Here is a 22,175-nt window from a genome sequence, read left to right as displayed (position 1 = left end):
AATTTCCTCTATTCGTTCTTATTTGGGGTAAAATGATCGTTCTCAATCAAGTGTAAAAATTGCTGGGTAATGCTTGCGAAGATACTGTTTTGGTCCAACATTTCTTTAGGAAAATAGAAACGATTGTCTCCGTGGCGGCTGCCAGCAAGGGATTGGACGATAGGGGACAAGCTAGAGAGTTCTGCCAGTTCACCATTTTTCTGTAGAATCTCAATCTGTGTCCGTGGATTTTCAGATTCGGGACGATAGATATCATAAGGGAGGTCAAAATTCTTATGAATAGCAGTATAGTAGTCTGGATCAAAACCGATTTCTTCAACCAGTTGTCTCATGGTTGCGAGTTGGTCTTGGTCTTTTTCTGAAAAAGTAATGGATTTAAAGACCTTGCGGTTGACAAAACGTTGCGACAAGTCGGCTAGTATCTTGTCAGGACTGGTCATCCAGAGTTGGAAGTAGGTATTCATCACGCCATCATCCAGAGCCAGATAGTCAGACAAGGTCACATTTTTTTCAAAGAAAGGAAGGAGATGTGGAGAAGTTCGTGCAAAAAAATCTTTGTCTTCAGGATAGAGTTCCTTAGCGCGTTTGAGGAGATTCTGTAGAAGAACTTCCATGGCGCGTGTTGCTGGGTGGAAATAAACCTGCATATACATCTGATAGCGACTGAGCACGTAGTCTTCGATGGCATGCATGCCATTGCGCTGAAAGGCGATGCCATTTTCAACAGGACGAATGACTCGGAGGATGCGAGTCAGGTCAAATTCCCCATAAGATGCTCCTGTAAAATAGGAGTCGCGCAAGAGATAGTCCATACGGTCCGCATCAATCTGACTGGAAATGAGTTGCACGACCTGCTTGTTAGGATAGGTATGGTCGATGACGCTGGCAACCTTTTTGGGGAAATCTGGCGCTACTTGTAGTAGGACTTGATGAATCTCTGTCTCAGGACTTTGGATGATTTCCTGGGTAATGGCCTCATGATCTGTATCAAAGAGATGTTCAAAAGTATGCGAGTAGGCACCATGCCCGAGGTCATGAAGAAGCGCAGCGGTCATGGTCAAGAGAGACTCAGCAGGATCCCATTCTTCAGGATATTTTTCTTCAAAAATCTCCGTGATACGACGAGCGATCTCATAGACCCCCAAACAGTGGGAAAAGCGACTGTGCTCCCCACCATGGAAAGTATAGCTGGAAGTCCCTAGCTGTTTGATACGACGCAGACGTTGAAATTCTTTTGTATTGATCAAGTCATAGATGACCTGATTATTAACATGGATATAATTGTGAACAGGGTCACGGAATACTTTTTCGTTCATATGACCATTATAGCAAAATCCTGCTCTTTTTGGTAAAATAGTAGAACAAGAGACAAGAAAGAGGACCTGATGTGAAGATTCGGATGCGAAATACGATTCAGTTTGATGAACAGTTGGAAGTCATAGACCAACTCTATGACGTGGAAGTGCGTGAAAAGGGAGATTATAGCTATCTGCTTTTCTACAATGAGGAAAAGGAAAAAGTGGTTCTCAAGTTTCATGAAGAAGAACTGGTGATGACCCGTTTCTCGAGTCCCAAAACCATCATGCGTTTTCTAAAGTCTAGTGATAGTTTGGCCTATATTCCGACTCCTATGGGGATGCAGGAGTTTATCATCCAGACCAGTTGTTACGAGGTTGAAGGACAAAAAATCCACCTAGACTATCAACTGCAAAACAAAGAGGGACTTCCCTTTGCCTCATATCGTTTAGAAATTACTTGGGGATAAGAAAAAGGTTGGCGAATGCCAACCTTATTTGATATAGAGTTCTTGATTTTTTAGAACAATTTCACGTACACTTGCGAATTTCTTGAGTTTTTTAAGTTCTTCAGGATGGGTTACGAGAGTGATAACATAGCCCTCTTTGCCCATGCGACCTGTACGGCCAGCACGGTGAGTGTAGGTTTCGATATCTCTAGGAACATCAAAGTTTACGACACATTCTAGACTATCGATATCAATTCCACGTGCCAGAAGGTCAGTTGCAAGGAGCAGGGTTAGTTGCTTATCTTTAAACTTTTCTAAGATGACTTTTCGAAATTTAACATTGACATCGCTAGCGAGGGAGACAGCCAAGACATCCCGATACTGTAGTTTTTCCTCCGCACTTCCAAGATCTGATAGGCTATTAAAGAAAACTAGTCCGCGGAAATCCTCTACATGAGCCAATTTTCGCAGCATATCCACTCGGTGACGTTGGTCTACCTGCATATAGAAATGTTGGATGTTGTCCAGTTTTTGATCAGAGAGATCAATAGTGCGCGTGTTTGGTGCAATCTTTTCTTGGTCAAACTTGGTCGTCGCACTCATATAGATGAGTTGGTGGTCACGAGGTGCGTAGTGAGTGATTTTCTCGACAAAGTGAATCTGAGAATCATCGAGCAATTGGTCAAATTCATCCAGAATGATGGTTTCCACATTCATCATCTTGATTTTTTTCAATTTAATCAACTCAAAGATACGGCCAGGAGTTCCAATCAGAATTTCTGGTCCTTTTTTGAGGCGTTCAATCTGGCGTTTTTGACTGGAACCTGATAAGAAGAGCTGAGCAGTCAAACCGATGGCTTCTGCCCACGTTTTACATACGTCAAAAATCTGTCCAGCTAGTTCTGTATTTGGTGCTAGGATCAAGAGTTGTTGGGCTTTTTTCTTTTGTAGTCTGAGAAGACTTGGCAGGAGGTAAGCTAGGGTCTTACCAGTTCCTGTCGGGCTTACTCCCAGGAGGTTTTCTCCAGCAAGTATAGGCTCAAATAGTTGAGTTTGAATGGGAGTAAATTCTTGGAAACCGAGTTGGTCGCTCAGTTTTTGCCATTCAGTGGGTAGTTTGGTTTTCATTTTTCTGCCTCAAATCTAATGCCAGCAGTCTGGCGCATGGTATAGAGTAGCTCATGAATAGAACTTGCATCATCCAGCCAAGTCTGGTAAAGTTTTTGGTCTGGTTGCTGGATCATGTGTACAAATGCAGCAACTTCCTCAGTCATTGTATGGGGAACCTGTTGGATAGGGAGCTGGACTTGATTTCCTTGGTGGTTAGTAAAAATAGCTGAGCGGATATGTTCAATCGTATTGAGGGTCAAGGTTCCATCCGCTGTGTAAATCTCACAAGGAAGATTGGAAGTGATGTTTTTCCCAGCTTTGATATGAACTTGAAAGTCAGGGTAGAAGAGGATACCGTCTCCATTTAGGTCAATACTATTGTCAAGCTGTTGAGCCTGATAAGTCGCGTCTTGAGCTTTTCCAAAGAGGCGAACGGCAGCGTAGAGAGGATAAATCCCCAAGTCCATAAGGGCTCCACCAGCAAAACGATCTGAAAAGACATTTGACGTCTGCCCAGCTAACAAGTCCGGCATCTTGGAAGAATACTTGGCATAGTTGAAATCAGCTCCCAATACTTGCTTGTCTGCCAAAAAATCCTTAATAGTAGTAAAAGCTTCCTCGTGGTAATTACGAGCTGCCTCAAAGATAAAACAATTATTTTTCTCAGCCAATTGCCTCAAATCTAGCCATTCTTGTGGCTGAGTGACAGCTGGCTTTTCAAGAATGACGTGCTTACCAGCAGACAAGGCAGCCTTGGCTTGAACAAAATGCAAGGAGTTTGGACTAGCAATATAGACTACATCAAAGGAAGACTTAAAGAAGTCTTCTAATTGATCAAAGAGTTGGACATTTTGATAGCGGGAAGCAAAGGTTGCGGCAGTTTCTAGTTTTCTAGAATAGACTGCGACCAGCTGGTATTCTCCGCTGGTATGGGCTGCTTCTATGAAGTGATGGCTAATAGCACCTGTTCCGATGACACCTAATTTTAGCATAAATACTCCTTTTCCGATTTTAAAACCTTCCTTCATTATAACACAGAAAAGAAGGACTATCCAACAGATGGTAAAAATTTTCAAATGGACTACGCATTTCTTGGAGAAAGTGGTACAATATTTAGATAAGTAGATGAAATGAAGAGGGGGAGAAAATGAGATTATTACCAATAAGAAAAATATCACGTCAGTCTAAGAGGCTAGCGCTTTTTTTGACTTTTTGCGCAGGATATGTAGATGCCTATACCTTTATCGTGCGAGGAAATACTCTTGTGGCAGGACAGACTGGGAATGTGGTTTTTCTATCAGTAGGACTCATTCAACACAATGTGTCAGATGCCAGTGCCAAAGTAATGACCTTGCTAGCTTTTATGATGGGGGTCCTTTTATTAACTGTCTATAAGGAAAAATTGAGAATTGTTAAAAAGCCAATTTTGTCTGTAATTCCACTTGCAGTCTTGTCCCTAATTATTGGCTTTGTGCCGCAAACTGTAGAGAATATCTATCTCGTACCGCCCTTGGCCTTCTGTATGGGACTGGTGACAACTGCTTTTGGAGAAGTGTCTGGTATTGCCTATAATAATGCTTTTATGACCGGGAATATCAAACGAACCATGTTAGCTTTTGGAGATTATTTTCGGACCAAGCATACGCCTTTCCTACGAGAGGGCTTGATTTTTGTTAGCTTGCTTAGCAGTTTTGTCTTCGGAGTTGTTTTTTCAGCTTATTTGACGATTTACTATCAGGAGAAGACAATTCTAGGTGTTCCTCTTATGATGAGTATCTTTTACTTCAGCATGCTTTTTGCTTCTTGGAGAAAAAAAGGGAAAGAAAAAGCTTAATTTTAATTGATTTTACTTGTAAGAAAAAAGAAGATATGCTATAATCGAAGAGTTGACTATGCACAGTCCTGTGCAACCGCACGAACATCGTTGCTCATCGTATACAAAATTTAAACTTTGTTATACTTAGAGCTCTTCTTTTAAGTGGTTCGTCCCACGATGCTAGGCGAGTCTTCACAAAAATACGGGGAAACCCTAAAAATCATAGGAGGTGCATAATGAGCACATACGCAATTATCAAAACTGGCGGAAAACAAGTTAAAGTTGAAGTTGGTCAAGCAGTTTACGTTGAAAAATTGAACGTTGAAGCTGGTCAAGAAGTTACTTTTAACGAAGTTGTTCTTGTTGGTGGTGAAAACACTGTTGTCGGAACTCCACTTGTTGCTGGAGCTACTGTAGTTGGAACTGTTGAAAAACAAGGAAAACAAAAGAAAGTTGTTACTTACAAGTACAAACCTAAGAAAGGTAGCCACCGCAAACAAGGTCACCGTCAACCATATACAAAAGTTGTCATCAACGCGATCAACGCTTAATTTTTAAGGAGAACACATGATACAAGCAGTCTTTGAGAGAGCCGAAGATGGCGAGCTGAGGAGTGCGGAAATTACTGGACACGCCGAAAGTGGCGAATACGGCTTAGATGTCGTGTGTGCATCGGTTTCTACGCTTGCCATTAACTTTGTCAATTCCATTGAGAAATTTGCAGGCTATGAACCAATCTTAGAATTAAACGAAGATGAAGGTGGCTATCTAAAGGTTGAAATACCAGCGGATCTTCCTTCGCACCAGAGAGAAATGACGCAGTTATTCTTCGAATCATTTTTCTTAGGTATGGCAAACTTATCGGAGAACTCTTCTGAGTTCGTCCAAACCAGAGTTATCACAGAAAACTAACACGGAGGAAAACATTATGTTAAAAATGACTCTTAACAACTTGCAACTTTTCGCCCACAAAAAAGGTGGAGGTTCTACATCAAACGGACGTGATTCACAAGCGAAACGTCTTGGAGCTAAAGCAGCTGACGGACAAACTGTAACGGGTGGATCAATCCTTTACCGTCAACGTGGTACACACATCTATCCAGGTGTAAACGTTGGACGTGGTGGGGACGATACTTTGTTCGCTAAAGTTGAAGGCGTAGTACGCTTTGAACGTAAAGGACGCGATAAAAAGCAGGTTTCTGTTTACCCAATCGCTAAATAAAAAGGTTCAGTGAACCTTTTTATCCCGAGCCTTAAAATGAAAAGGCGAGGAAGCTAGAAGTAGCATAAAATAAGGCTTTCCGAGTTTTCGGAGAGCCTATTTTTTTGTTTTGATACCCATAATTCTTTGTTACTAGTGTAGATGAATTTTATGAATGGCATTATTTTTCCTAGGTGGAAAATTTCTAAAATATGGTATAATGAACAGATAGAGAAGTTGGGGGTAAAAGATGAACATTCAACAATTACGCTATGTTGTGGCTATTGCCAATAGTGGTACTTTCCGTGAAGCTGCTGAAAAGATGTATGTTAGTCAGCCGAGTCTGTCTATTTCTGTGCGAGATTTGGAAAAAGAGCTTGGCTTTAAAATTTTCCGTCGGACGAGTTCAGGAACATTTTTGACACGTCGCGGTATGGAATTTTATGAGAAAGCGCAAGAATTGGTCAAAGGATTTGATGTTTTTCAAAATCAGTATGCCAATCCTGAGGAAGAAAAGGATGAATTTTCCATTGCCAGTCAGCACTATGACTTCTTGCCACCAACCATTACGGCCTTTTCAGAACGTTATCCTGACTACAAGAACTTTCGTATTTTTGAGTCTACCACAGTTCAAATTTTAGACGAAGTAGCTCAAGGACATAGTGAGATTGGGATTATCTACCTCAACAATCAAAATAAAAAGGGCATCATGCAACGGGTTGAAAAGTTAGGTCTCGAAGTCATTGAGTTGATTCCTTTTCATACCCATATCTATCTGCGTGAAGGCCATCCCTTGGCGGAAAAAGAAGAACTGGTCATGGAGGATTTGGCTGATTTACCAACCGTTCGGTTCACTCAAGAAAAGGACGAGTATCTTTACTATTCAGAGAACTTTGTTGATACCAGTGCGAGCTCCCAGATGTTCAATGTGACGGACCGTGCTACTTTGAATGGTATTTTGGAGCGGACGGATGCTTATGCGACTGGGTCTGGATTTTTGGATAGTGACAGTGTTAATGGCATTACAGTTATTCGTCTCAAGGATAATTTAGATAACCGCATGGTTTATGTCAAACGGGAAGAAGTTGAGCTTAGTCAAGCTGGGACACTCTTCGTTGAGGTTATGCAAGAATATTTTGATCAGAAGAGGAAATCATGAAAAAAAGAGGAATAGTGGCAGTGATTGTACTGCTCTTGATAGCACTGGACCAGTGGGTCAAAGCCTATGTTGCCCAGCAGATTCCACTGGGTGAAGTGCGTTCGTGGATCCCCAATCTTGTTAGCTTGACCTATCTGCAAAATCGTGGGGCAGCCTTCTCCATGCTGCAAGATCAGCAGTGGTTATTTGCGGTCATTACACTGGTCGTCATGGTAGGAGCCATTTGGTATCTACATAAACACATGGAGGATTCTATCTGGTTGGTTTTTGGACTGACTTTGATCATCGCGGGAGGTCTGGGCAACTTTATTGACAGAATGAGTCAAGGTTTTGTGGTGGATATGTTTCACCTAGACTTTATCAACTTTGCGATTTTCAATGTGGCTGACAGCTATTTGACAGTTGGTGTCATTGTTTTATTGATTGCAATGCTTAAAGAGGAAGTAAATGGAAATAAAAATTGAAACTGGTGGGGTGCGCTTAGACAAGGCTCTGTCGGACCTGACAGAATTGTCACGCAGTCTCGCTAATGAACAAATCAAGGCTGGACAAGTTTTGGTGAATGGGCAAGTAAAGAAAGCCAAATACACTGTCCAAGAGGGGGATGTGATCACTTACCATGTGCCAGAACCAGAGGTTTTAGAGTATGTGGCTGAGAATCTTCCACTTGATATCATCTATCAAGATGAGGACGTAGCCGTCGTTAACAAGCCTCAAGGGATGGTTGTTCATCCGAGCGCAGGTCATACTAGTGGAACCTTGGTCAATGCCCTCATGTTCCATATCAAGGACTTATCAGGTATCAATGGGATTCTCCGTCCAGGTATCGTTCACCGCATTGACAAGGACACGTCTGGTCTCCTTATGATTGCTAAGAATGATGAGGCCCACTTAGCACTCGCTCAAGAACTCAAGGACAAGAAGTCTCTCCGCAAATACTGGGCGATTGTTCATGGCAATCTTCCCAATGATCGTGGTGTCATTGAAGCGCCGATTGGTCGTAGTGAAAAAGACCGTAAGAAACAGGCTGTGACTGCTAAAGGAAAGCCTGCAGTAACACGTTTTCACGTCTTGGAACGCTTTGGAGATTATAGCTTAGTGGAGTTGCAACTGGAAACAGGGCGTACCCACCAGATTCGTGTTCATATGGCTTATATTGGCCATCCAGTCGCTGGTGATGAAGTCTATGGTCCTCGAAAAACACTGAAAGGACATGGACAATTCCTCCATGCCAAGACTCTAGGTTTTACCCATCCGAGAACAGGTGAGACCTTGGAATTCACAGCAGATATTCCAGAGATTTTTAAAGAAACGCTGGAAAGATTGCGTAAAACTGAGAATAGATAAAAGAGTTGAGATGCCTTGTCTCAACCTTTTTCATTTCAAGTCTTTTCTATTTTAAAGCATTCATGTTATAATGGATAAATATGAAGAATCGGAGTGAGAATATGAAGTACAAACGAATCGTCTTTAAGGTAGGGACCTCCTCCTTGACAAATGAAGACGGGAGTTTATCAAGAAGCAAAGTAAAGGCAATTACCCAGCAATTGGCTATGCTGCATGAAGCTGGGCATGAGTTGATTTTAGTCTCATCTGGGGCAGTAGCGGCTGGATTTGGTGCTTTGGGTTTTAAAAAACGTCCGACCAAGATTGCAGATAAACAAGCTTCGGCTGCAGTTGGTCAGGGACTTTTGTTGGAGGAATACACAACCAATCTCCTCATGCGCCAGATCGTTTCTGCACAAATCTTGCTGACACAGGATGATTTTGTAGATAAACGTCGCTATAAGAACGCCCACCAGGCCTTGTCTGTATTGCTTCATCGTGGGGCAATTCCCATCATCAACGAGAATGACAGTGTCGTCATTGATGAGCTCAAGGTTGGAGACAATGACACTTTGAGTGCCCAAGTGGCGGCGATGGTTCAAGCAGACCTTTTGGTTCTCTTGACTGATGTGGACGGCCTCTATACTGGCAATCCCAACTCAGATCCAACAGCCAAACGTTTAGAGACAATCGAGACTATCAATCGTGAGATTATTGATATGGCTGGTGGAGCAGGTTCTTCAAATGGAACTGGGGGTATGCTGACAAAAATCAAGGCGGCTACTATTGCGACGGAATCAGGTGTGCCAGTCTATATTTGCTCCTCCATGAAATCTGATGCCTTGATTGAGGCAGCTGAAGAAACTAGGGATGGTTCCTTCTTTGTTGCGCAAGAGAAGGGACTTCGTACCCAGAAACAATGGCTGGCCTTCTATGCTCAAAGTCAGGGAATGATTTGGGTAGATGGTGGAGCTGCAGAGGCACTTTCAAAAAACGGAAAAAGTCTCCTTTTATCGGGTGTGGTAGAAGTGGAAGGAAACTTCTCTTACCACGATATTGTCACAGTGGCAGATAAAGAAACAGGTCAATCTCTTGGAAAGGGACGTGTCCAATTTGGCGTCTCAGCCCTAGAAGATATGCTCCGTTCTCAAAAAGCTAAGGGAGTCTTGATTCCCCGTGATGACTGGATTTCCATCACTCCTGAAATCCAGCTGCTCTTTACAGAATTTTAGAGGTGAACGATGGTAAGTACACAAGAACAATTTGAACAGGTACAGGCTGTTAAGAAATCAATCAATACTGCCAGCGAAGCAGTGAAAAACCAAGCCTTGCTAGCTATGGCTGATCAGTTATTGGCAGCTACTGAGGAGATTTTAGCGGCCAATGCCCTCGATATGGCATCGGCCAAGGGGAAAATCTCAGATGTTATGCTAGACCGTCTTTATTTGGATGCGGGACGTATAGAAGCGATGGTAACTGGGATTCGTGAAGTGGTTGCTTTACCAGATCCTATTGGCGAAGTCCTAGAGACAAGTCAGCTTGAAAATGGTTTGCTTATTACCAAGAAACGGGTGGCTATGGGGGTTATCGGTATTATCTACGAAAGCCGTCCAAATGTGACGTCGGATGCGGTTGCTTTGGCTCTCAAGAGTGGGAATGCTGTCGTTCTTCGTAGTGGTAAGGACGCCTACCAAACTGCTCATGCTATTGTCACAGCTCTGAAGAAGGGTTTGGAGACGACTACCATACATCCAGAGGTGATTCAACTAGTGGAAGATACCAGTCGTGAAAGTAGCTATGCCATGATGAAGGCCAAGGGCTATCTAGATCTTCTCATTCCTCGTGGAGGAGCTGGCTTGATCAATGCCGTGGTTGAAAATGCTATCGTACCTGTTATCGAGACAGGAACTGGAATTGTCCATGTCTATGTGGATAAGGAAGCCGATGAAGGCAAGGCTCTATCGATCATCAACAATGCTAAAACCAGTCGTCCTTCTGTTTGTAATGCCATGGAGGTTCTCCTCGTTCATGAAGACAAGGCAGCAAGCTTCCTTCCTCGCTTGGAACAAGTGCTGGTTGCAGATCGAAAAGAAGCTGGACTGGAACCAATTCAATTCCGCTTGGATGAGAAATCAAGTCAGTTTGTTTCAGGTCGAGCAGCTGAGGTCCAGGACTTTGACACCGAGTTTTTAGACTATGTCCTAGCGGTTAAGGTTGTGAGTAGTTTAGAAGAAGCGGTTGCCCATATTGAAGCCCACAGTACCCATCATTCGGATGCCATTGTGACGGAAAATACTGAAGCTGCAACTTACTTTACAGATCAAGTAGATTCAGCAGCGGTTTATGTCAATGCCTCAACGCGTTTCACTGATGGTGGGCAATTTGGTCTTGGATGTGAGATGGGGATTTCTACTCAGAAACTGCATGCGCGTGGGCCAATGGGCTTGAAGGAGTTGACTAGCTACAAGTATGTGGTTACTGGTGACGGACAGATAAGGGAGTAAGAGATGAAGATTGGATTTATCGGTTTGGGGAATATGGGTTCTAGCTTGGCGAAAGCTGTCTTGCAGGCCAAAACGGGTGCTCAGATTCTCCTTGCCAATCGTAGTCAAGCGAAAGTAGATGCTTTCATCACTAATTTCGGTGGTCAGGCTTCCAGCAATGAAGAAATTTTTGCAGAAGCAGATGTGATTTTTCTAGGAGTTAAGCCTGCTCAGTTCTCAGACTTGCTTTCTCAATATCAGACTATTCTTGAAAAACGAGAGAGTCTTCTTTTGATTTCCGTGGCGGCTGGATTGACTTTGGAAAAACTGGCAAGTCTTCTGCCAAGTCAACACCGAATTATTCGCATCATGCCCAATACACCAGTGGCTATCGGCCAAGGAGTGATTAGTTATGCCATGTCAGCAAACTGTTGTGCTGAAGACAGGGAGCTCTTTTGTCAGTTATTAGCCAATGCGGGTCTATTGGTTGAGCTGGGGGATGGCTTAATCGATGCTGCGACAGGTCTTGCAGGTTGTGGACCAGCCTTTGTCTACCTTTTTATCGAGGCTTTAGCAGATGCGGGTGTGCAGACAGGATTGCCCCGAGAAAGGGCCTTGAAAATGGCAGCCCAAACAGTAGTCGGCGCTGGGCAAATGGTTCTCGAAAGCCAGCAACATCCTGGAGTTTTGAAAGACCAAGTTTGTAGTCCAGGTGGTTCGACTATCGCTGGTGTAGCAAGTCTGGAAGAACATGCCTTTAGAGGTACAGTCATGGACGCAGTTCATCAAGCCTACAAACGAACGCAAGAACTAGGTAAATAAGAGGTGGCTTTGTCTACCTCTTTTATGGTCGATTGAAGGGAGAAGACACAAAAAGATTGTCACAAACCCCTATTTTTTTGATAGAATAGAAGTAGTAAAAAAGAAATGAGTTAGACATGTCAAAAGGATTTTTAGTCTCTCTTGAGGGACCAGAGGGAGCAGGCAAGACCAGTGTTTTAGAGGCTCTGCTCCCAATTTTAGAGGAAAAAGGAGTAGAGGTGCTGACGACCCGTGAACCTGGCGGAGTCTTGATTGGGGAGAAAATTCGTCAAGTGATTTTGGATCCAAGTCATACTCAGATGGATCCTAAAACGGAACTCCTTCTCTATATTGCCAGTCGCAGACAGCACTTGGTGGAAAAAGTTCTCCCAGCACTTGCAGCTGGCAAGTTGGTCATTATGGACCGCTTCATCGATAGTTCCCTTGCTTATCAGGGATTTGGCCGAGGCTTGGATATTGATGCCATTGATTGGCTCAATCAATTTGCGACAGATGGCCTCAAACCCGATTTGACACTCTATTTTGACATTGAGGTGGAAGAGGGGCTGGCTCGCATTGCTGCCAATAGTAATCGCGAGGTCAATCGTTTGGACTTGGAAGGCTTAGACTTGCACAAAAAAGTCCGTCAAGGTTATCTTTCTCTTCTGGACAAAGATGGAAATCGCATTGTCAAGATTGATGCGAGTCTTCCTTTGGAGCAAGTTGTGGAAACAACTAAGGCTGTCTTATTTGACAGAATGGGCTTGGATAAATGAAACAAGATCAACTAAAGGCTTGGCAGCCAGACCAGTTTGACCGCTTTGTCCGTATCCTAGAACAAGACCAGCTCAATCATGCCTATCTCTTTTCAGGTTTCTTTGGAAGCTTGGAAATGGCGCAGTTTTTGGCTAAGAGCCTCTTTTGTACGGATAAAGTAGGCGTTTTGCCGTGTGAGAAATGCCGAAACTGTAATCTGATTGAACAGGAAGAGTTTCCCGATGTCACCTTGATTAAGCCAGTCAATCAGGTCATCAAGACAGAACGGATTCGGGAATTGGTGGGTCAGTTTTCCCAAGCAGGGATTGAAAGTCAGCAACAGGTTTTTATTATCGAGCAGGCGGAGAAAATGCATCCTAACGCGGCTAATTCTCTGCTCAAGGTCATCGAAGAACCTCAGAGTGAAGTTTACATTTTCTTCTTGACCAGCGATGAGGAAAAGATGTTGCCAACTATCCGGAGTCGGACCCAGATTTTCCACTTTAAAAAGCAAGAAGAGAAGCTCATCTTGCTCTTAGAACAAATGGGTCTGATCAAGAAAAAAGCGACTTTCTTAGCTCAGTTTAGTCAATCGCGTGCTGAAGCTGAAAAGTTGGTCAATCAGGCTAGTTTTTGGACCTTGGTGGATGAGAGCGAACGCCTGCTGACCTGGTTACTAGCTAAGAAAAAAGAAAGTTATCTCCAAGTTGCTAAATTAGCCAACTTGGCAGATGACAAGGAAAAACAGGATCAGGTCTTGCGAATCCTCGAAGTTCTCTGTGGGCAGGATCTCTTGCAAGCAAGAATTCGACAGATTCTACAAGATTTGCTAGAAGCTAGAAAAATGTGGCAGGCCAATGTCAGCTTTCAAAATGCCATGGAATATCTGGTCTTGAAAGAAATATAAACTCAATGAAGGATAAAGAAAGGAAAGGGCTGGTTTATGGACAAAAAAGAATTATTTGATGCACTGGACGATTTTTCCCAACAGTTATTGGTGACCTTGGCCGATGTGGAAGCCATCAAGAAAAATCTCAAGAGCCTGGTAGAGGAAAATACAGCTCTTCGCTTGGAAAATAGTAAGTTGCGCGAACGCTTAGGCGAGGTGGAAGCAGATACACCCGTTAAGGCCAAGCACGTTCGTGAAAGCGTCCGCCGAATCTATAAAGACGGGTTTCACGTATGTAATGATTTTTATGGACAACGTCGCGAGCAGGACGAGGAATGTATGTTCTGTGATGAGTTGTTATATAGGGAGTAAGCATGCAGATTCAAAAAAGTTTTAAGGGACAATCTCCCTATGGCAAACTTTACCTAGTAGCAACACCGATTGGCAATCTAGATGATATGACTTTTCGTGCCATCCAGACCTTGAAAGAGGTGGATTGGATTGCTGCTGAGGACACGCGCAATACAGGACTTTTGCTCAAACATTTTGACATTTCGACCAAGCAGATCAGTTTTCACGAGCACAATGCCAAGGAAAAAATTCCTGATTTGATTGATTTTTTGAAATCAGGACAAAGTATTGCTCAGGTATCCGATGCGGGTCTGCCTAGCATTTCGGATCCTGGGCATGATTTGGTCAAGGCAGTCATCAAGGAAGAGATTGCAGTTGTCACAGTTCCGGGTGCCTCTGCAGGGATTTCGGCCTTGATTGCCAGTGGCCTAGCGCCACAGCCACATATCTTTTACGGTTTCTTACCGAGAAAATCAGGCCAGCAAAAGCAATTTTTCGACTTAAAAAAAGATTACCCAGAAACTCAGATTTTCTATGAATCACCCCACCGTGTAGCGGATACGTTAGAAAATATGCTAGAAGTCTACGGCGATCGCACGGTGGTCTTGGTCAGGGAATTGACTAAAATCTATGAAGAATACCAACGAGGAAAGATTTCAGAGCTACTAGAAAGCATCGCTGAAACGCCACTCAAGGGGGAATGCCTTCTCATCGTTGAAGGTGCCAGTCAGGATGTGGAGGAAAAGGACGAGGAGGACTTGTTTTCAGAAATCCAATCTCGTATCCAGCAAGGCATGAAGAAAAATCAAGCCATTAAGGAAGTTGCGAAACTCTACCAGTGGAATAAAAGTCAGCTCTACGCTGCCTACCACGACTGGGAAGAAAATTAAGAAAATGACTAAACAGGGAAGTTTGCCTTCTTCCCTTTTTTTGTTATACTAGTAAAAGAAAAATTAGAAAGATTTGTGGGTGTCAAACAATCCAGTGGCTTGTTTGGATATGGACTGATGTTCCACCCAAAGAGGTATTAGTGTCGTGTCTCAATCTTATATCAATGTTATCGGAGCAGGTCTAGCGGGGTCTGAAGCTGCCTACCAAATCGCAGAACGTGGTATTCCAGTTAAACTCTATGAAATGCGTGGTGTCAAGTCAACACCTCAGCACAAAACAGACAATTTTGCAGAGTTAGTTTGTTCCAATTCCTTACGTGGGGATGCTTTGACAAATGCCGTTGGACTCCTCAAGGAAGAAATGCGCCGCTTGGGTTCTGTCATCTTGGAGTCTGCTGAAGCTACACGTGTTCCTGCAGGCGGTGCCCTTGCGGTGGACCGCGATGGTTTCTCTCAAATGGTGACCGAAAAAGTGACCAATCATCCCTTGATTGAAGTGGTTCGTGATGAAATTACAGAATTGCCGACCGATGTTATTACAGTTGTCGCGACTGGTCCTTTGACCAGCGATGCCCTAGCTGAAAAGATTCATGCCCTTAATGACGGCGATGGTTTCTATTTCTACGACGCAGCAGCGCCTATTATCGATATCAACACCATCGATATGAGCAAGGTCTATCTCAAGTCTCGTTATGACAAGGGAGAAGCAGCCTACCTCAATGCCCCTATGACCAGGCAAGAGTTTATGGATTTCCATGAAGCCTTGGTCAATGCGGAAGAAGCACCACTGAATTCCTTTGAAAAAGAAAAGTACTTTGAAGGTTGTATGCCTATCGAAGTCATGGCCAAGCGTGGCATTAAAACCATGCTTTATGGTCCTATGAAGCCAGTCGGTCTGGAGTATCCAGACGACTATACAGGCCCTCGTGATGGAGAATTCAAAACACCGTATGCGGTTGTCCAGCTTCGTCAGGATAATGCGGCTGGTAGCCTCTACAATATCGTCGGTTTCCAGACCCACCTCAAATGGGGAGAACAAAAGCGTGTTTTCCAAATGATTCCAGGTCTTGAAAATGCAGAGTTTGTTCGTTATGGTGTCATGCATCGTAATTCTTACATGGATTCACCCAATCTTCTTGAACAGACCTACCGTTCTAAGAAACAGCCTAACCTCTTCTTTGCTGGTCAGATGACGGGTGTGGAAGGCTATGTTGAGTCAGCAGCGTCAGGCTTAGTTGCGGGAATTAACGCGGCTCGACTCTTCAAGGGTGAAAGTGAAGCTATCTTCCCAGAGACCACAGCGATTGGAAGTCTGGCTCATTACATCACTCACGCTGACAGCAAACATTTCCAACCAATGAATGTCAATTTTGGTATTATCAAGGAATTGGAAGGCGAGCGTATCCGTGATAAAAAAGCTCGTTATGAAAAAATTGCAGAGCGTGCTCTTACCGACTTAGAGGAATTTTTAACGGTTTAATTTTTTTCAAAGAATTGCCCATGATACTATAAAAATCTTAGAAATTGTGATAAAATAGGTAGGATAAAAAAAGGAGAGTAAAAATGGCGAATCCCAAGTATAAACGTATTTTAATCAAGTTATCAGGTGAAGCCCTTGCCGGTGAGCGTGGCGTAGGGATTGATATCCAGACAGTTCAAACAATCGCAAAAGAGATTCAAGAAGTTCATAGCTTAGGTATCGAAATTGCCCTTGTTATTGGTGGAGGAAATCTCTGGCGTGGTGAACCTGCTGCAGAAGCAGGAATGGACCGTGTTCAGGCAGATTACACTGGAATGCTTGGGACCGTGATGAATGCTCTTGTGATGGCAGATTCATTGCAACAAGTTGGTGTCGATACGCGTGTGCAAACTGCCATTGCCATGCAACAAGTGGCAGAACCTTATGTACGTGGACGTGCCCTTCGCCACCTTGAAAAAGGTCGTATCGTTATCTTTGGTGCTGGAATTGGTTCACCTTACTTCTCAACCGATACAACAGCGGCCCTTCGTGCAGCTGAAATCGAAGCGGATGCCATTCTTATGGCTAAAAATGGCGTAGATGGTGTTTACAATGCCGATCCTAAGAAAGACAAGACAGCCGTTAAGTTTGAAGAATTGACCCACCGTGACGTTATCAACAAAGGTCTTCGTATCATGGACTCAACAGCTTCAACCCTCTCTATGGACAACGACATTGACTTGGTTGTCTTCAACATGAACCAACCAGGCAACATCAAACGTGTCGTATTTGGTGAAAATATCGGAACAACAGTTTCAAACAATATCGAAGAAAAGGAATAAGAAAATTATGGCTAACGCAATTGTAGAAAAAGCTAAAGAGAGAATGACCCAGTCTCACCAATCACTTGCTCGTGAATTTGGTGGTATCCGTGCCGGTCGTGCCAACGCAAGCTTGCTAGACCGTATCCACGTAGAATACTATGGAGTCGAAACTCCTCTTAACCAAATCGCTTCAATTACCATTCCAGAAGCGCGTGTCTTGTTGGTAACACCATTTGACAGGTCTTCATTGAAAGATATCGAACGTGCCTTGAACGCTTCTGATCTTGGTATCACACCAGCCAATGACGGTTCTGTGATTCGCTTGGTTATCCCAGCTCTTACAGAAGAGACTCGTCGTGACCTTGCTAAAGAAGTGAAGAAGGTTGGCGAGAATGCTAAAGTGGCTGTCCGCAATATCCGTCGTGATGCTATGGATGAAGCAAAGAAACAAGAAAAAGCAAAAGAAATCACTGAAGACGAATTGAAGACTCTTGAAAAAGATATTCAAAAAGTAACAGACGATGCTGTGAAACACATCGACGATATGACTGCCAATAAAGAAAAAGAACTCTTGGAAGTCTAAAAATAAACAGAAAAACTCAGTTGGCATTGCTGGCTGAGTTTTATTCGAAAGAAGGAAATATGAATACAAATCTTGCAAGTTTTATTGTTGGACTTATCATCGATGAAAATGACCGTTTTTACTTTGTGCAAAAGGATGGTCAGACCTATGCTCTTGCCAAGGAAGAAGGTCAGCATACGGTAGGGGATTCGGTCAAAGGTTTTGCCTACACGGATATGAAGCAAAAACTCCGCTTGACCACTCTAGAAGTGACTGCCACTCAGGACCAATTTGGTTGGGGAACCGTAACAGAAGTTCGTAAGGACTTGGGTGTCTTTGTTGATACCGGTCTACCTGATAAAGAAATCGTTGTGTCACTCGATATCCTCCCTGAGCTCAAGGAACTCTGGCCTAAGAAAGGTGATAAACTTTACATCCGTCTTGAGGTGGACAAGAAAGACCGAATCTGGGGACTTTTGGCGTATCAGGAAGACTTCCAACGTCTGGCTCGTCCTGCCTACAACAACATGCAGAACCAAAACTGGCCAGCTATTGTTTACCGTCTCAAGCTGTCAGGAACATTTGTTTACCTACCAGAGAATAACATGCTTGGTTTCATTCACCCAAGTGAACGCTACGCAGAGCCACGTTTGGGGCAAGTGTTAGATGCGCGTGTTATCGGTTTCCGTGAAGTGGATCGTACCTTGAACCTATCCCTCAAACCACGTTCCTTTGAAATGTTGGAAAATGATGCTCAGATGATTTTGATCTACTTGGAAAGTAATGGCGGTTTCATGACCTTGAATGATAAGTCGTCTCCTGAGGACATCAAAGCAACCTTTGGCATTTCTAAAGGTCAGTTCAAGAAAGCACTCGGTGGCTTGATGAAGGCTGGCAAAATCAAGCAAGACCAGTTTGGTACAGAGTTGATTTAGACCTTATAGACATGATAAAGAAACTTGAAGAAATGAGTTTAGAGGAACTCTGGCAACTTTTTCCTATTTTTCTAGTAGAGCACAAGTCAGAGTGGAAAGACTGGTATGAATCGGAAAAAACAAATCTGAAAAAAATATTGGGTGCAAATGTTATTAAAAGAATAGAACATATCGGTAGCACTGCTATCCCTAATATTTGGGCCAAAAATATCGTTGATATTCTGTTAGAAGTAGGTAGGATAGAGGATTTAGCAAGAGTCAGGGATTTATTGGTGAAGAATGGGTGGCTAGTGATGTCGGAGAGTCCTAACAGGATTTCGCTAAATAAAGGATATACAGAGCAGGGATTTGCTGAGAAAGTTTTTCATTTACATTTGCGAATGACGGGAGATCATGACGAGATTTATTTTAGAGACTATCTCTGCCAGCATCCAGATATTGCCCAAGCGTATCAGGAATTAAAACTAAGTTTGTGGAAAAAATTTGAACACAATCGAGACGCCTATACAGATGCTAAAACTGATTTTATAAACCACTACGTTTCAGAGGCTAAGTCCAGTAATTTTCAAGAATCAGAAAAGTGTCATCAAAAAACTCTTGATAGGAGAAAGAATTGAGAAAATCATTTTACACTTGGCTCATGACCGAGCGCAATCCTAAAAGTAATAGCCCAAAAGCCATCTTGGCAGATCTCGCTTTTGAGGAGTCAGCTTTTCCAAAACACACGGATGATTTTGATGAGGTGAGTCGTTTTTTGGAGGAGCATGCCAGCTTCTCTTTTAACCTAGGAGACTTTGACGCCATCTGGCAAGAATATTTAGAACACTAGAGACAATGAGATGAGGCTAGTATTTTATTGTTCTCTTTGCTATAATAAAAAGAAATAAAACGGATTAGAGAGGTTCTTTATTTGAAGGAACATTCAATAGACATTCAACTGAGTCATCCAGATGACTTGTTTCATCTTTTTGGTTCCAATGAACGCCATCTTCGTTTGATGGAAGAAGAGCTCGATGTGGTGATTCATGCCCGTACGGAAATTGTCCAGGTTTTGGGAGAAGAGTCTGCCTGTGAGGAAGCCCGTCAGGTTATCCAGGCTTTGATGGTCTTGGTGAATCGGGGGATGACAGTTGGGACGCCAGATGTGGTGACTGCGATTAGCATGGTCAAAAACGATGAAATTGACAAGTTTGTCGCCCTTTACGAAGAAGAAATTATCAAAGACAATACTGGGAAACCGATTCGTGTCAAAACCTTGGGTCAAAAGCTTTATGTGGACAGTGTCAAACAGCATGATGTGACCTTTGGAATTGGACCAGCAGGGACAGGGAAGACCTTTCTTGCAGTGACCTTGGCAGTAACGGCCCTTAAACGTGGGCAAGTCAAGCGGATTATTCTGACTCGACCAGCAGTCGAAGCAGGTGAGAGTCTTGGATTTCTTCCGGGAGATCTCAAGGAGAAGGTAGATCCTTATCTTCGACCAGTTTATGATGCCTTGTATCAGATTCTTGGCAAAGACCAAACGACTCGTCTCATGGAGCGTGAGATTATCGAAATCGCGCCCCTTGCCTACATGCGTGGTCGGACCTTAGATGATGCCTTTGTCATCTTGGATGAAGCACAAAATACAACCATCATGCAGATGAAGATGTTCCTGACTCGTTTAGGATTTAATTCGAAGATGATTGTCAATGGAGATATCAGCCAGATTGACCTGCCACGCAATGTTAAGTCCGGTTTGATTGATGCCCAAGAAAAGCTCAAGAACATTCACCAAATCGACTTTGTTCATTTTTCAGCCAAGGATGTGGTTCGCCATCCGGTTGTCGCTCAGATTATTCGAGCTTATGAACCAGCTCCAGTTAAAAATGAAGAAAAGAAGGAAGAGACAGAATAGCAAAAAAAGAGCAGTTCCATTTGAACTGCTCTTTTTTTGATTTAATGACTGATTGTTGTTAAACAAGTTCGTCGATAGACGTATAATCTTTAACGAGGCCTTGAGCAACTGGGAGGCTGGTTAAGTAACCTTGATAAGTGGTCACACCTTGACGCAAGCCTTCATCTTCAGCAATTGCATGTGTGAATCCTTTGCCAGCCAATGCCTCGATATAAGGAAGAGTGACATTGGTTAGGGCGATAGTAGAAGTACGGGCGACCGCACCAGGGATATTGGCAACGGCATAGTGGAGAACACCGTATTTTTCATAGACAGGTTCATCGTGTGTTGTCACACGGTCAGCTGTCTCGATAACACCACCTTGGTCAACAGCAACGTCAACGATGACAGATCCTGGACGCATTTGTTTGACCATCTCATCTGTCACCAATTTCGGTGCTTTGGCACCAGGGATGAGAACTGCACCAATCACCACATCAGCATCTCTCACACTTGCTTCAATATTGAAAGAATTAGACATAAGAGTTTGAATTTGATTTCCAAAGACTTCTTCTAGTACAGAGAGACGCTTCGCACTGATATCTAAAATAGTCACTTGAGCACCAAGACCAAGGGCGATGCGGGCAGCATGTGTACCGACGACACCACCACCGATGATGGTTACTTTTCCTTTTGGAACACCTGGTACACCACCAAGTAGAACACCAGAGCCACCAGCTTGCTTAGTAAGGAAGTGGGCTCCGATTTGAACAGCCATACGACCTGCAACCTCACTCATAGGAACGAGGAGTGGTAGTTGTCCTTGATTGTCACGAACAGTTTCATAGGCAATTCCTGTTGTTTTGGCTGCTAACATAGCACCTGCTAATTCTGGTGCAGCGGCCATGTGCAAGTAGGTGAAGAGAAGAAGATCGTCGCGCAAATAACCATATTCAGAAGCTAGTGGTTCTTTTACTTTCACGACCAACTCGGCAGCCCAGGCTTCAGCAGCAGTTGCGACAATCTCAGCTCCTTGCTTTTGATAGTCTGCATCAGTAAATCCTGAACCGAGACCAGCATTTGTTTCGATGAGAACACGATGTCCACGACTGACTAAACTGTGGACGCCAGCAGGAGTGAGGGCAACGCGGTTTTCGTTATTTTTAATTTCTTTTGGAATTCCGATTAACATAGAGATAACCTACCTTTCAATTGACGGTCTTGTTTTGGTTGTCACATTCCAGTTCATAAATCAAAAATGTGATGGTTTTATTGTATATGAAACCGCTTCAAAAATCAAGAAAAACTTGTCATCCAAATTTATTTATGCTAGACTAGTGAGAATCAAGCTCTAATGGAGGGAAAAGTATGGAATCAATATTTGTGAAATTTGCCCAGTATCCATCTATAGAAACGGAGCGTTTATTGCTCCGACCTGTAATCTTGGATGATGCGGAAGCTATGTTTGAGTATGCCTCAGACAGAGAAAATACACGCTACACTTTTCCAACAAATCAAAGCTTAGAAGAAACCAAGAACAACATCGCTCAGTTTTACTTGGCTAATCCCTTGGGACGGTGGGGAATCGAACTAAAAAGCAATGGTCAGTTTATTGGAACTATTGACTTGCATAAGATTGACCCCATTCTCAAAAAAGCAGCCATTGGCTACATTATCAATAAAAAATATTGGAATCAAGGATTGACGACAGAAGCCAATCGTGCCGTGATTGAACTGGCTTTTGAGAAGATTGGAATGAACAAGTTGACCGCTCTTCACGATAAAGACAATCCCGCATCAGGAAAGGTCATGGAGAAATCAGGTATGCGTTTTTCCCACGAAGAACCCTATGCCAGAATGGATAATAAAGAACCAGGTCGAATTATCACAAGGGTTCATTATGTCTTGACTAAGGAAGACTATTTTGCAAATAAATAAGCAGTTGAAAAGAAATTTTCGACTGTTTTTTTATTTCTCTTGCGAATAATCTAAG

Annotated in this window: 27 protein-coding genes, 1 pseudogene and 1 other annotated feature; of the genes and pseudogenes, 23 read left to right on the top strand and 5 right to left on the bottom strand. The window is 43.2% G+C overall.

Annotation, left to right across the window (positions count from 1 at the left end):
- Positions 1-8 precede the first annotated feature (8 nt).
- Positions 9-1,316 (bottom strand): HD domain-containing protein, encoded by a 1,308-nt coding sequence (locus tag MK405_RS03760; protein ID WP_061414619.1) that lies wholly within the window; start codon positions 1,314-1,316, stop codon positions 9-11.
- Between the two features lie 71 nt (positions 1,317-1,387).
- Between MK405_RS03760 and MK405_RS03755 the strand changes: the two genes are divergently transcribed.
- On the top strand, positions 1,388-1,765 hold the full coding sequence (locus MK405_RS03755; protein WP_268704364.1) for a YwiB family protein: 378 nt from the start codon (positions 1,388-1,390) through the stop codon (positions 1,763-1,765).
- 24 nt (positions 1,766-1,789) lie between these two features.
- On the opposite strand, the gene MK405_RS03750 is transcribed toward MK405_RS03755, so the two are convergent.
- Complete coding sequence (locus MK405_RS03750; RefSeq protein WP_268704363.1) at positions 1,790-2,872, bottom strand: DEAD/DEAH box helicase; 1,083 nt, start codon at positions 2,870-2,872, stop codon at positions 1,790-1,792.
- Entirely contained in the window at positions 2,869-3,846 is a 978-nt protein-coding gene (locus MK405_RS03745; RefSeq protein ID WP_268704362.1) for a Gfo/Idh/MocA family protein, read from the bottom strand. The genes MK405_RS03750 and MK405_RS03745 overlap by 4 nt, the downstream gene beginning before the upstream one ends.
- A 155-nt stretch (positions 3,847-4,001) precedes the next feature.
- On the opposite strand from MK405_RS03745, the gene MK405_RS03740 reads away from it, so the two are divergent.
- The 4 genes from MK405_RS03740 to rpmA all read left to right on the top strand — a co-directional run bounded on the left by MK405_RS03740 (position 4,002) and on the right by rpmA (position 5,892).
- The gene (locus MK405_RS03740) at positions 4,002-4,688 is read left to right on the top strand and encodes a YoaK family protein (protein WP_033584012.1); all 687 of its coding nucleotides are present in this window, start codon (positions 4,002-4,004) and stop codon (positions 4,686-4,688) included.
- Between the two features lie 64 nt (positions 4,689-4,752).
- Positions 4,753-4,872 (top strand) — a sequence feature (ribosomal protein L21 leader region).
- A gap of 34 nt (positions 4,873-4,906) precedes the next feature.
- A complete protein-coding gene (rplU, locus tag MK405_RS03735; protein ID WP_000109141.1) occupies positions 4,907-5,221 on the top strand; it encodes a 50S ribosomal protein L21 in 315 nt (104 codons plus the stop codon).
- A 16-nt stretch (positions 5,222-5,237) separates the two neighbouring features.
- Positions 5,238-5,582 carry a ribosomal-processing cysteine protease Prp gene (locus MK405_RS03730; protein WP_000613705.1) on the top strand — a complete coding sequence of 115 codons (345 nt, stop codon included), beginning with the start codon at positions 5,238-5,240 and terminating at the stop codon, positions 5,580-5,582.
- 16 nt (positions 5,583-5,598) lie between these two features.
- Positions 5,599-5,892, top strand: a complete 294-nt coding sequence (gene rpmA, locus MK405_RS03725; RefSeq protein WP_000916509.1) for a 50S ribosomal protein L27 — start codon at positions 5,599-5,601, stop codon at positions 5,890-5,892.
- Positions 5,893-6,057: 165 nt separating this feature from the next.
- Here rpmA and MK405_RS03720 read toward each other — a convergent pair.
- Positions 6,058-6,129: pseudogene (locus MK405_RS03720) on the bottom strand (AraC family transcriptional regulator); the annotation flags it as partial.
- Here MK405_RS03720 and MK405_RS03715 point away from each other — a divergent pair.
- The 17 genes from MK405_RS03715 to MK405_RS03635 all read left to right on the top strand — a co-directional run bounded on the left by MK405_RS03715 (position 6,122) and on the right by MK405_RS03635 (position 20,203).
- On the top strand, positions 6,122-7,030 hold the full coding sequence (locus MK405_RS03715; RefSeq protein WP_268704361.1) for a LysR family transcriptional regulator: 909 nt from the start codon (positions 6,122-6,124) through the stop codon (positions 7,028-7,030). The pseudogene MK405_RS03720 and the gene MK405_RS03715 sit on opposite strands and share 8 nt — an antisense overlap.
- A complete protein-coding gene (lspA, locus tag MK405_RS03710; RefSeq protein ID WP_268704360.1) occupies positions 7,027-7,494 on the top strand; it encodes a signal peptidase II in 468 nt (155 codons plus the stop codon). The genes MK405_RS03715 and lspA overlap by 4 nt, the downstream gene beginning before the upstream one ends.
- Entirely contained in the window at positions 7,478-8,377 is a 900-nt protein-coding gene (locus tag MK405_RS03705; RefSeq protein ID WP_268704359.1) for an RluA family pseudouridine synthase, read from the top strand. The genes lspA and MK405_RS03705 overlap by 17 nt, the downstream gene beginning before the upstream one ends.
- Positions 8,378-8,478: 101 nt before the next feature.
- Positions 8,479-9,588 (top strand): glutamate 5-kinase, encoded by a 1,110-nt coding sequence (proB, locus tag MK405_RS03700; RefSeq protein ID WP_268704358.1) that lies wholly within the window; start codon positions 8,479-8,481, stop codon positions 9,586-9,588.
- Between the two features lie 9 nt (positions 9,589-9,597).
- Positions 9,598-10,860, top strand: coding sequence for a glutamate-5-semialdehyde dehydrogenase (locus MK405_RS03695; RefSeq protein WP_268704357.1), 1,263 nt, complete (start codon positions 9,598-9,600; stop codon positions 10,858-10,860).
- Between the two features lie 3 nt (positions 10,861-10,863).
- Entirely contained in the window at positions 10,864-11,661 is a 798-nt protein-coding gene (gene proC, locus MK405_RS03690) for a pyrroline-5-carboxylate reductase (protein ID WP_268704356.1), read from the top strand.
- Positions 11,662-11,777: 116 nt separating this feature from the next.
- The gene (tmk, locus tag MK405_RS03685; protein ID WP_200371585.1) at positions 11,778-12,416 is read left to right on the top strand and encodes a dTMP kinase; all 639 of its coding nucleotides are present in this window, start codon (positions 11,778-11,780) and stop codon (positions 12,414-12,416) included.
- Positions 12,413-13,303: a DNA polymerase III subunit delta' gene (locus MK405_RS03680; protein WP_268704355.1), complete on the top strand. Its 891-nt coding sequence runs from the start codon at positions 12,413-12,415 to the stop codon at positions 13,301-13,303. The genes tmk and MK405_RS03680 overlap by 4 nt, the downstream gene beginning before the upstream one ends.
- A 36-nt stretch (positions 13,304-13,339) precedes the next feature.
- Positions 13,340-13,657, top strand: a complete 318-nt coding sequence (yabA, locus tag MK405_RS03675; protein ID WP_000358229.1) for a DNA replication initiation control protein YabA — start codon at positions 13,340-13,342, stop codon at positions 13,655-13,657.
- Between the two features lie 2 nt (positions 13,658-13,659).
- Complete coding sequence (gene rsmI / locus MK405_RS03670) at positions 13,660-14,526, top strand: 16S rRNA (cytidine(1402)-2'-O)-methyltransferase (RefSeq protein WP_268704354.1); 867 nt, start codon at positions 13,660-13,662, stop codon at positions 14,524-14,526.
- Positions 14,527-14,671: 145 nt separating this feature from the next.
- Positions 14,672-16,006, top strand: coding sequence for a methylenetetrahydrofolate--tRNA-(uracil(54)-C(5))-methyltransferase (FADH(2)-oxidizing) TrmFO (gene trmFO, locus MK405_RS03665; protein WP_268704353.1), 1,335 nt, complete (start codon positions 14,672-14,674; stop codon positions 16,004-16,006).
- A gap of 83 nt (positions 16,007-16,089) precedes the next feature.
- A complete protein-coding gene (pyrH, locus tag MK405_RS03660; RefSeq protein ID WP_000002996.1) occupies positions 16,090-16,827 on the top strand; it encodes a UMP kinase in 738 nt (245 codons plus the stop codon).
- Positions 16,828-16,834: 7 nt separating this feature from the next.
- A complete protein-coding gene (gene frr, locus MK405_RS03655; protein ID WP_001262238.1) occupies positions 16,835-17,392 on the top strand; it encodes a ribosome recycling factor in 558 nt (185 codons plus the stop codon).
- A 59-nt stretch (positions 17,393-17,451) separates the two neighbouring features.
- Positions 17,452-18,306 carry an RNA-binding virulence regulatory protein CvfB gene (gene cvfB, locus MK405_RS03650; protein WP_268704352.1) on the top strand — a complete coding sequence of 285 codons (855 nt, stop codon included), beginning with the start codon at positions 17,452-17,454 and terminating at the stop codon, positions 18,304-18,306.
- Between the two features lie 11 nt (positions 18,307-18,317).
- Positions 18,318-18,923: a GrpB family protein gene (locus MK405_RS03645; protein WP_268704351.1), complete on the top strand. Its 606-nt coding sequence runs from the start codon at positions 18,318-18,320 to the stop codon at positions 18,921-18,923.
- Entirely contained in the window at positions 18,920-19,135 is a 216-nt protein-coding gene (locus tag MK405_RS03640) for a YozE family protein (protein ID WP_001232084.1), read from the top strand. The genes MK405_RS03645 and MK405_RS03640 overlap by 4 nt, the downstream gene beginning before the upstream one ends.
- A gap of 81 nt (positions 19,136-19,216) precedes the next feature.
- A complete protein-coding gene (locus MK405_RS03635; RefSeq protein WP_268704350.1) occupies positions 19,217-20,203 on the top strand; it encodes a PhoH family protein in 987 nt (328 codons plus the stop codon).
- Between the two features lie 58 nt (positions 20,204-20,261).
- On the opposite strand, the gene ald is transcribed toward MK405_RS03635, so the two are convergent.
- Complete coding sequence (gene ald, locus MK405_RS03630; RefSeq protein WP_268704349.1) at positions 20,262-21,374, bottom strand: alanine dehydrogenase; 1,113 nt, start codon at positions 21,372-21,374, stop codon at positions 20,262-20,264.
- 176 nt (positions 21,375-21,550) lie between these two features.
- Between ald and MK405_RS03625 the strand changes: the two genes are divergently transcribed.
- The gene (locus tag MK405_RS03625; RefSeq protein WP_268704348.1) at positions 21,551-22,120 is read left to right on the top strand and encodes a GNAT family N-acetyltransferase; all 570 of its coding nucleotides are present in this window, start codon (positions 21,551-21,553) and stop codon (positions 22,118-22,120) included.
- Positions 22,121-22,175 lie beyond the last annotated feature (55 nt).

Source organism: Streptococcus oralis (assembly GCF_026782345.1).
In the GTDB taxonomy this organism is placed as follows: Bacteria; Bacillota; Bacilli; order Lactobacillales; family Streptococcaceae; genus Streptococcus; species Streptococcus oralis_CK.
This window is presented reverse-complemented; position numbering and strand designations above follow the sequence as displayed.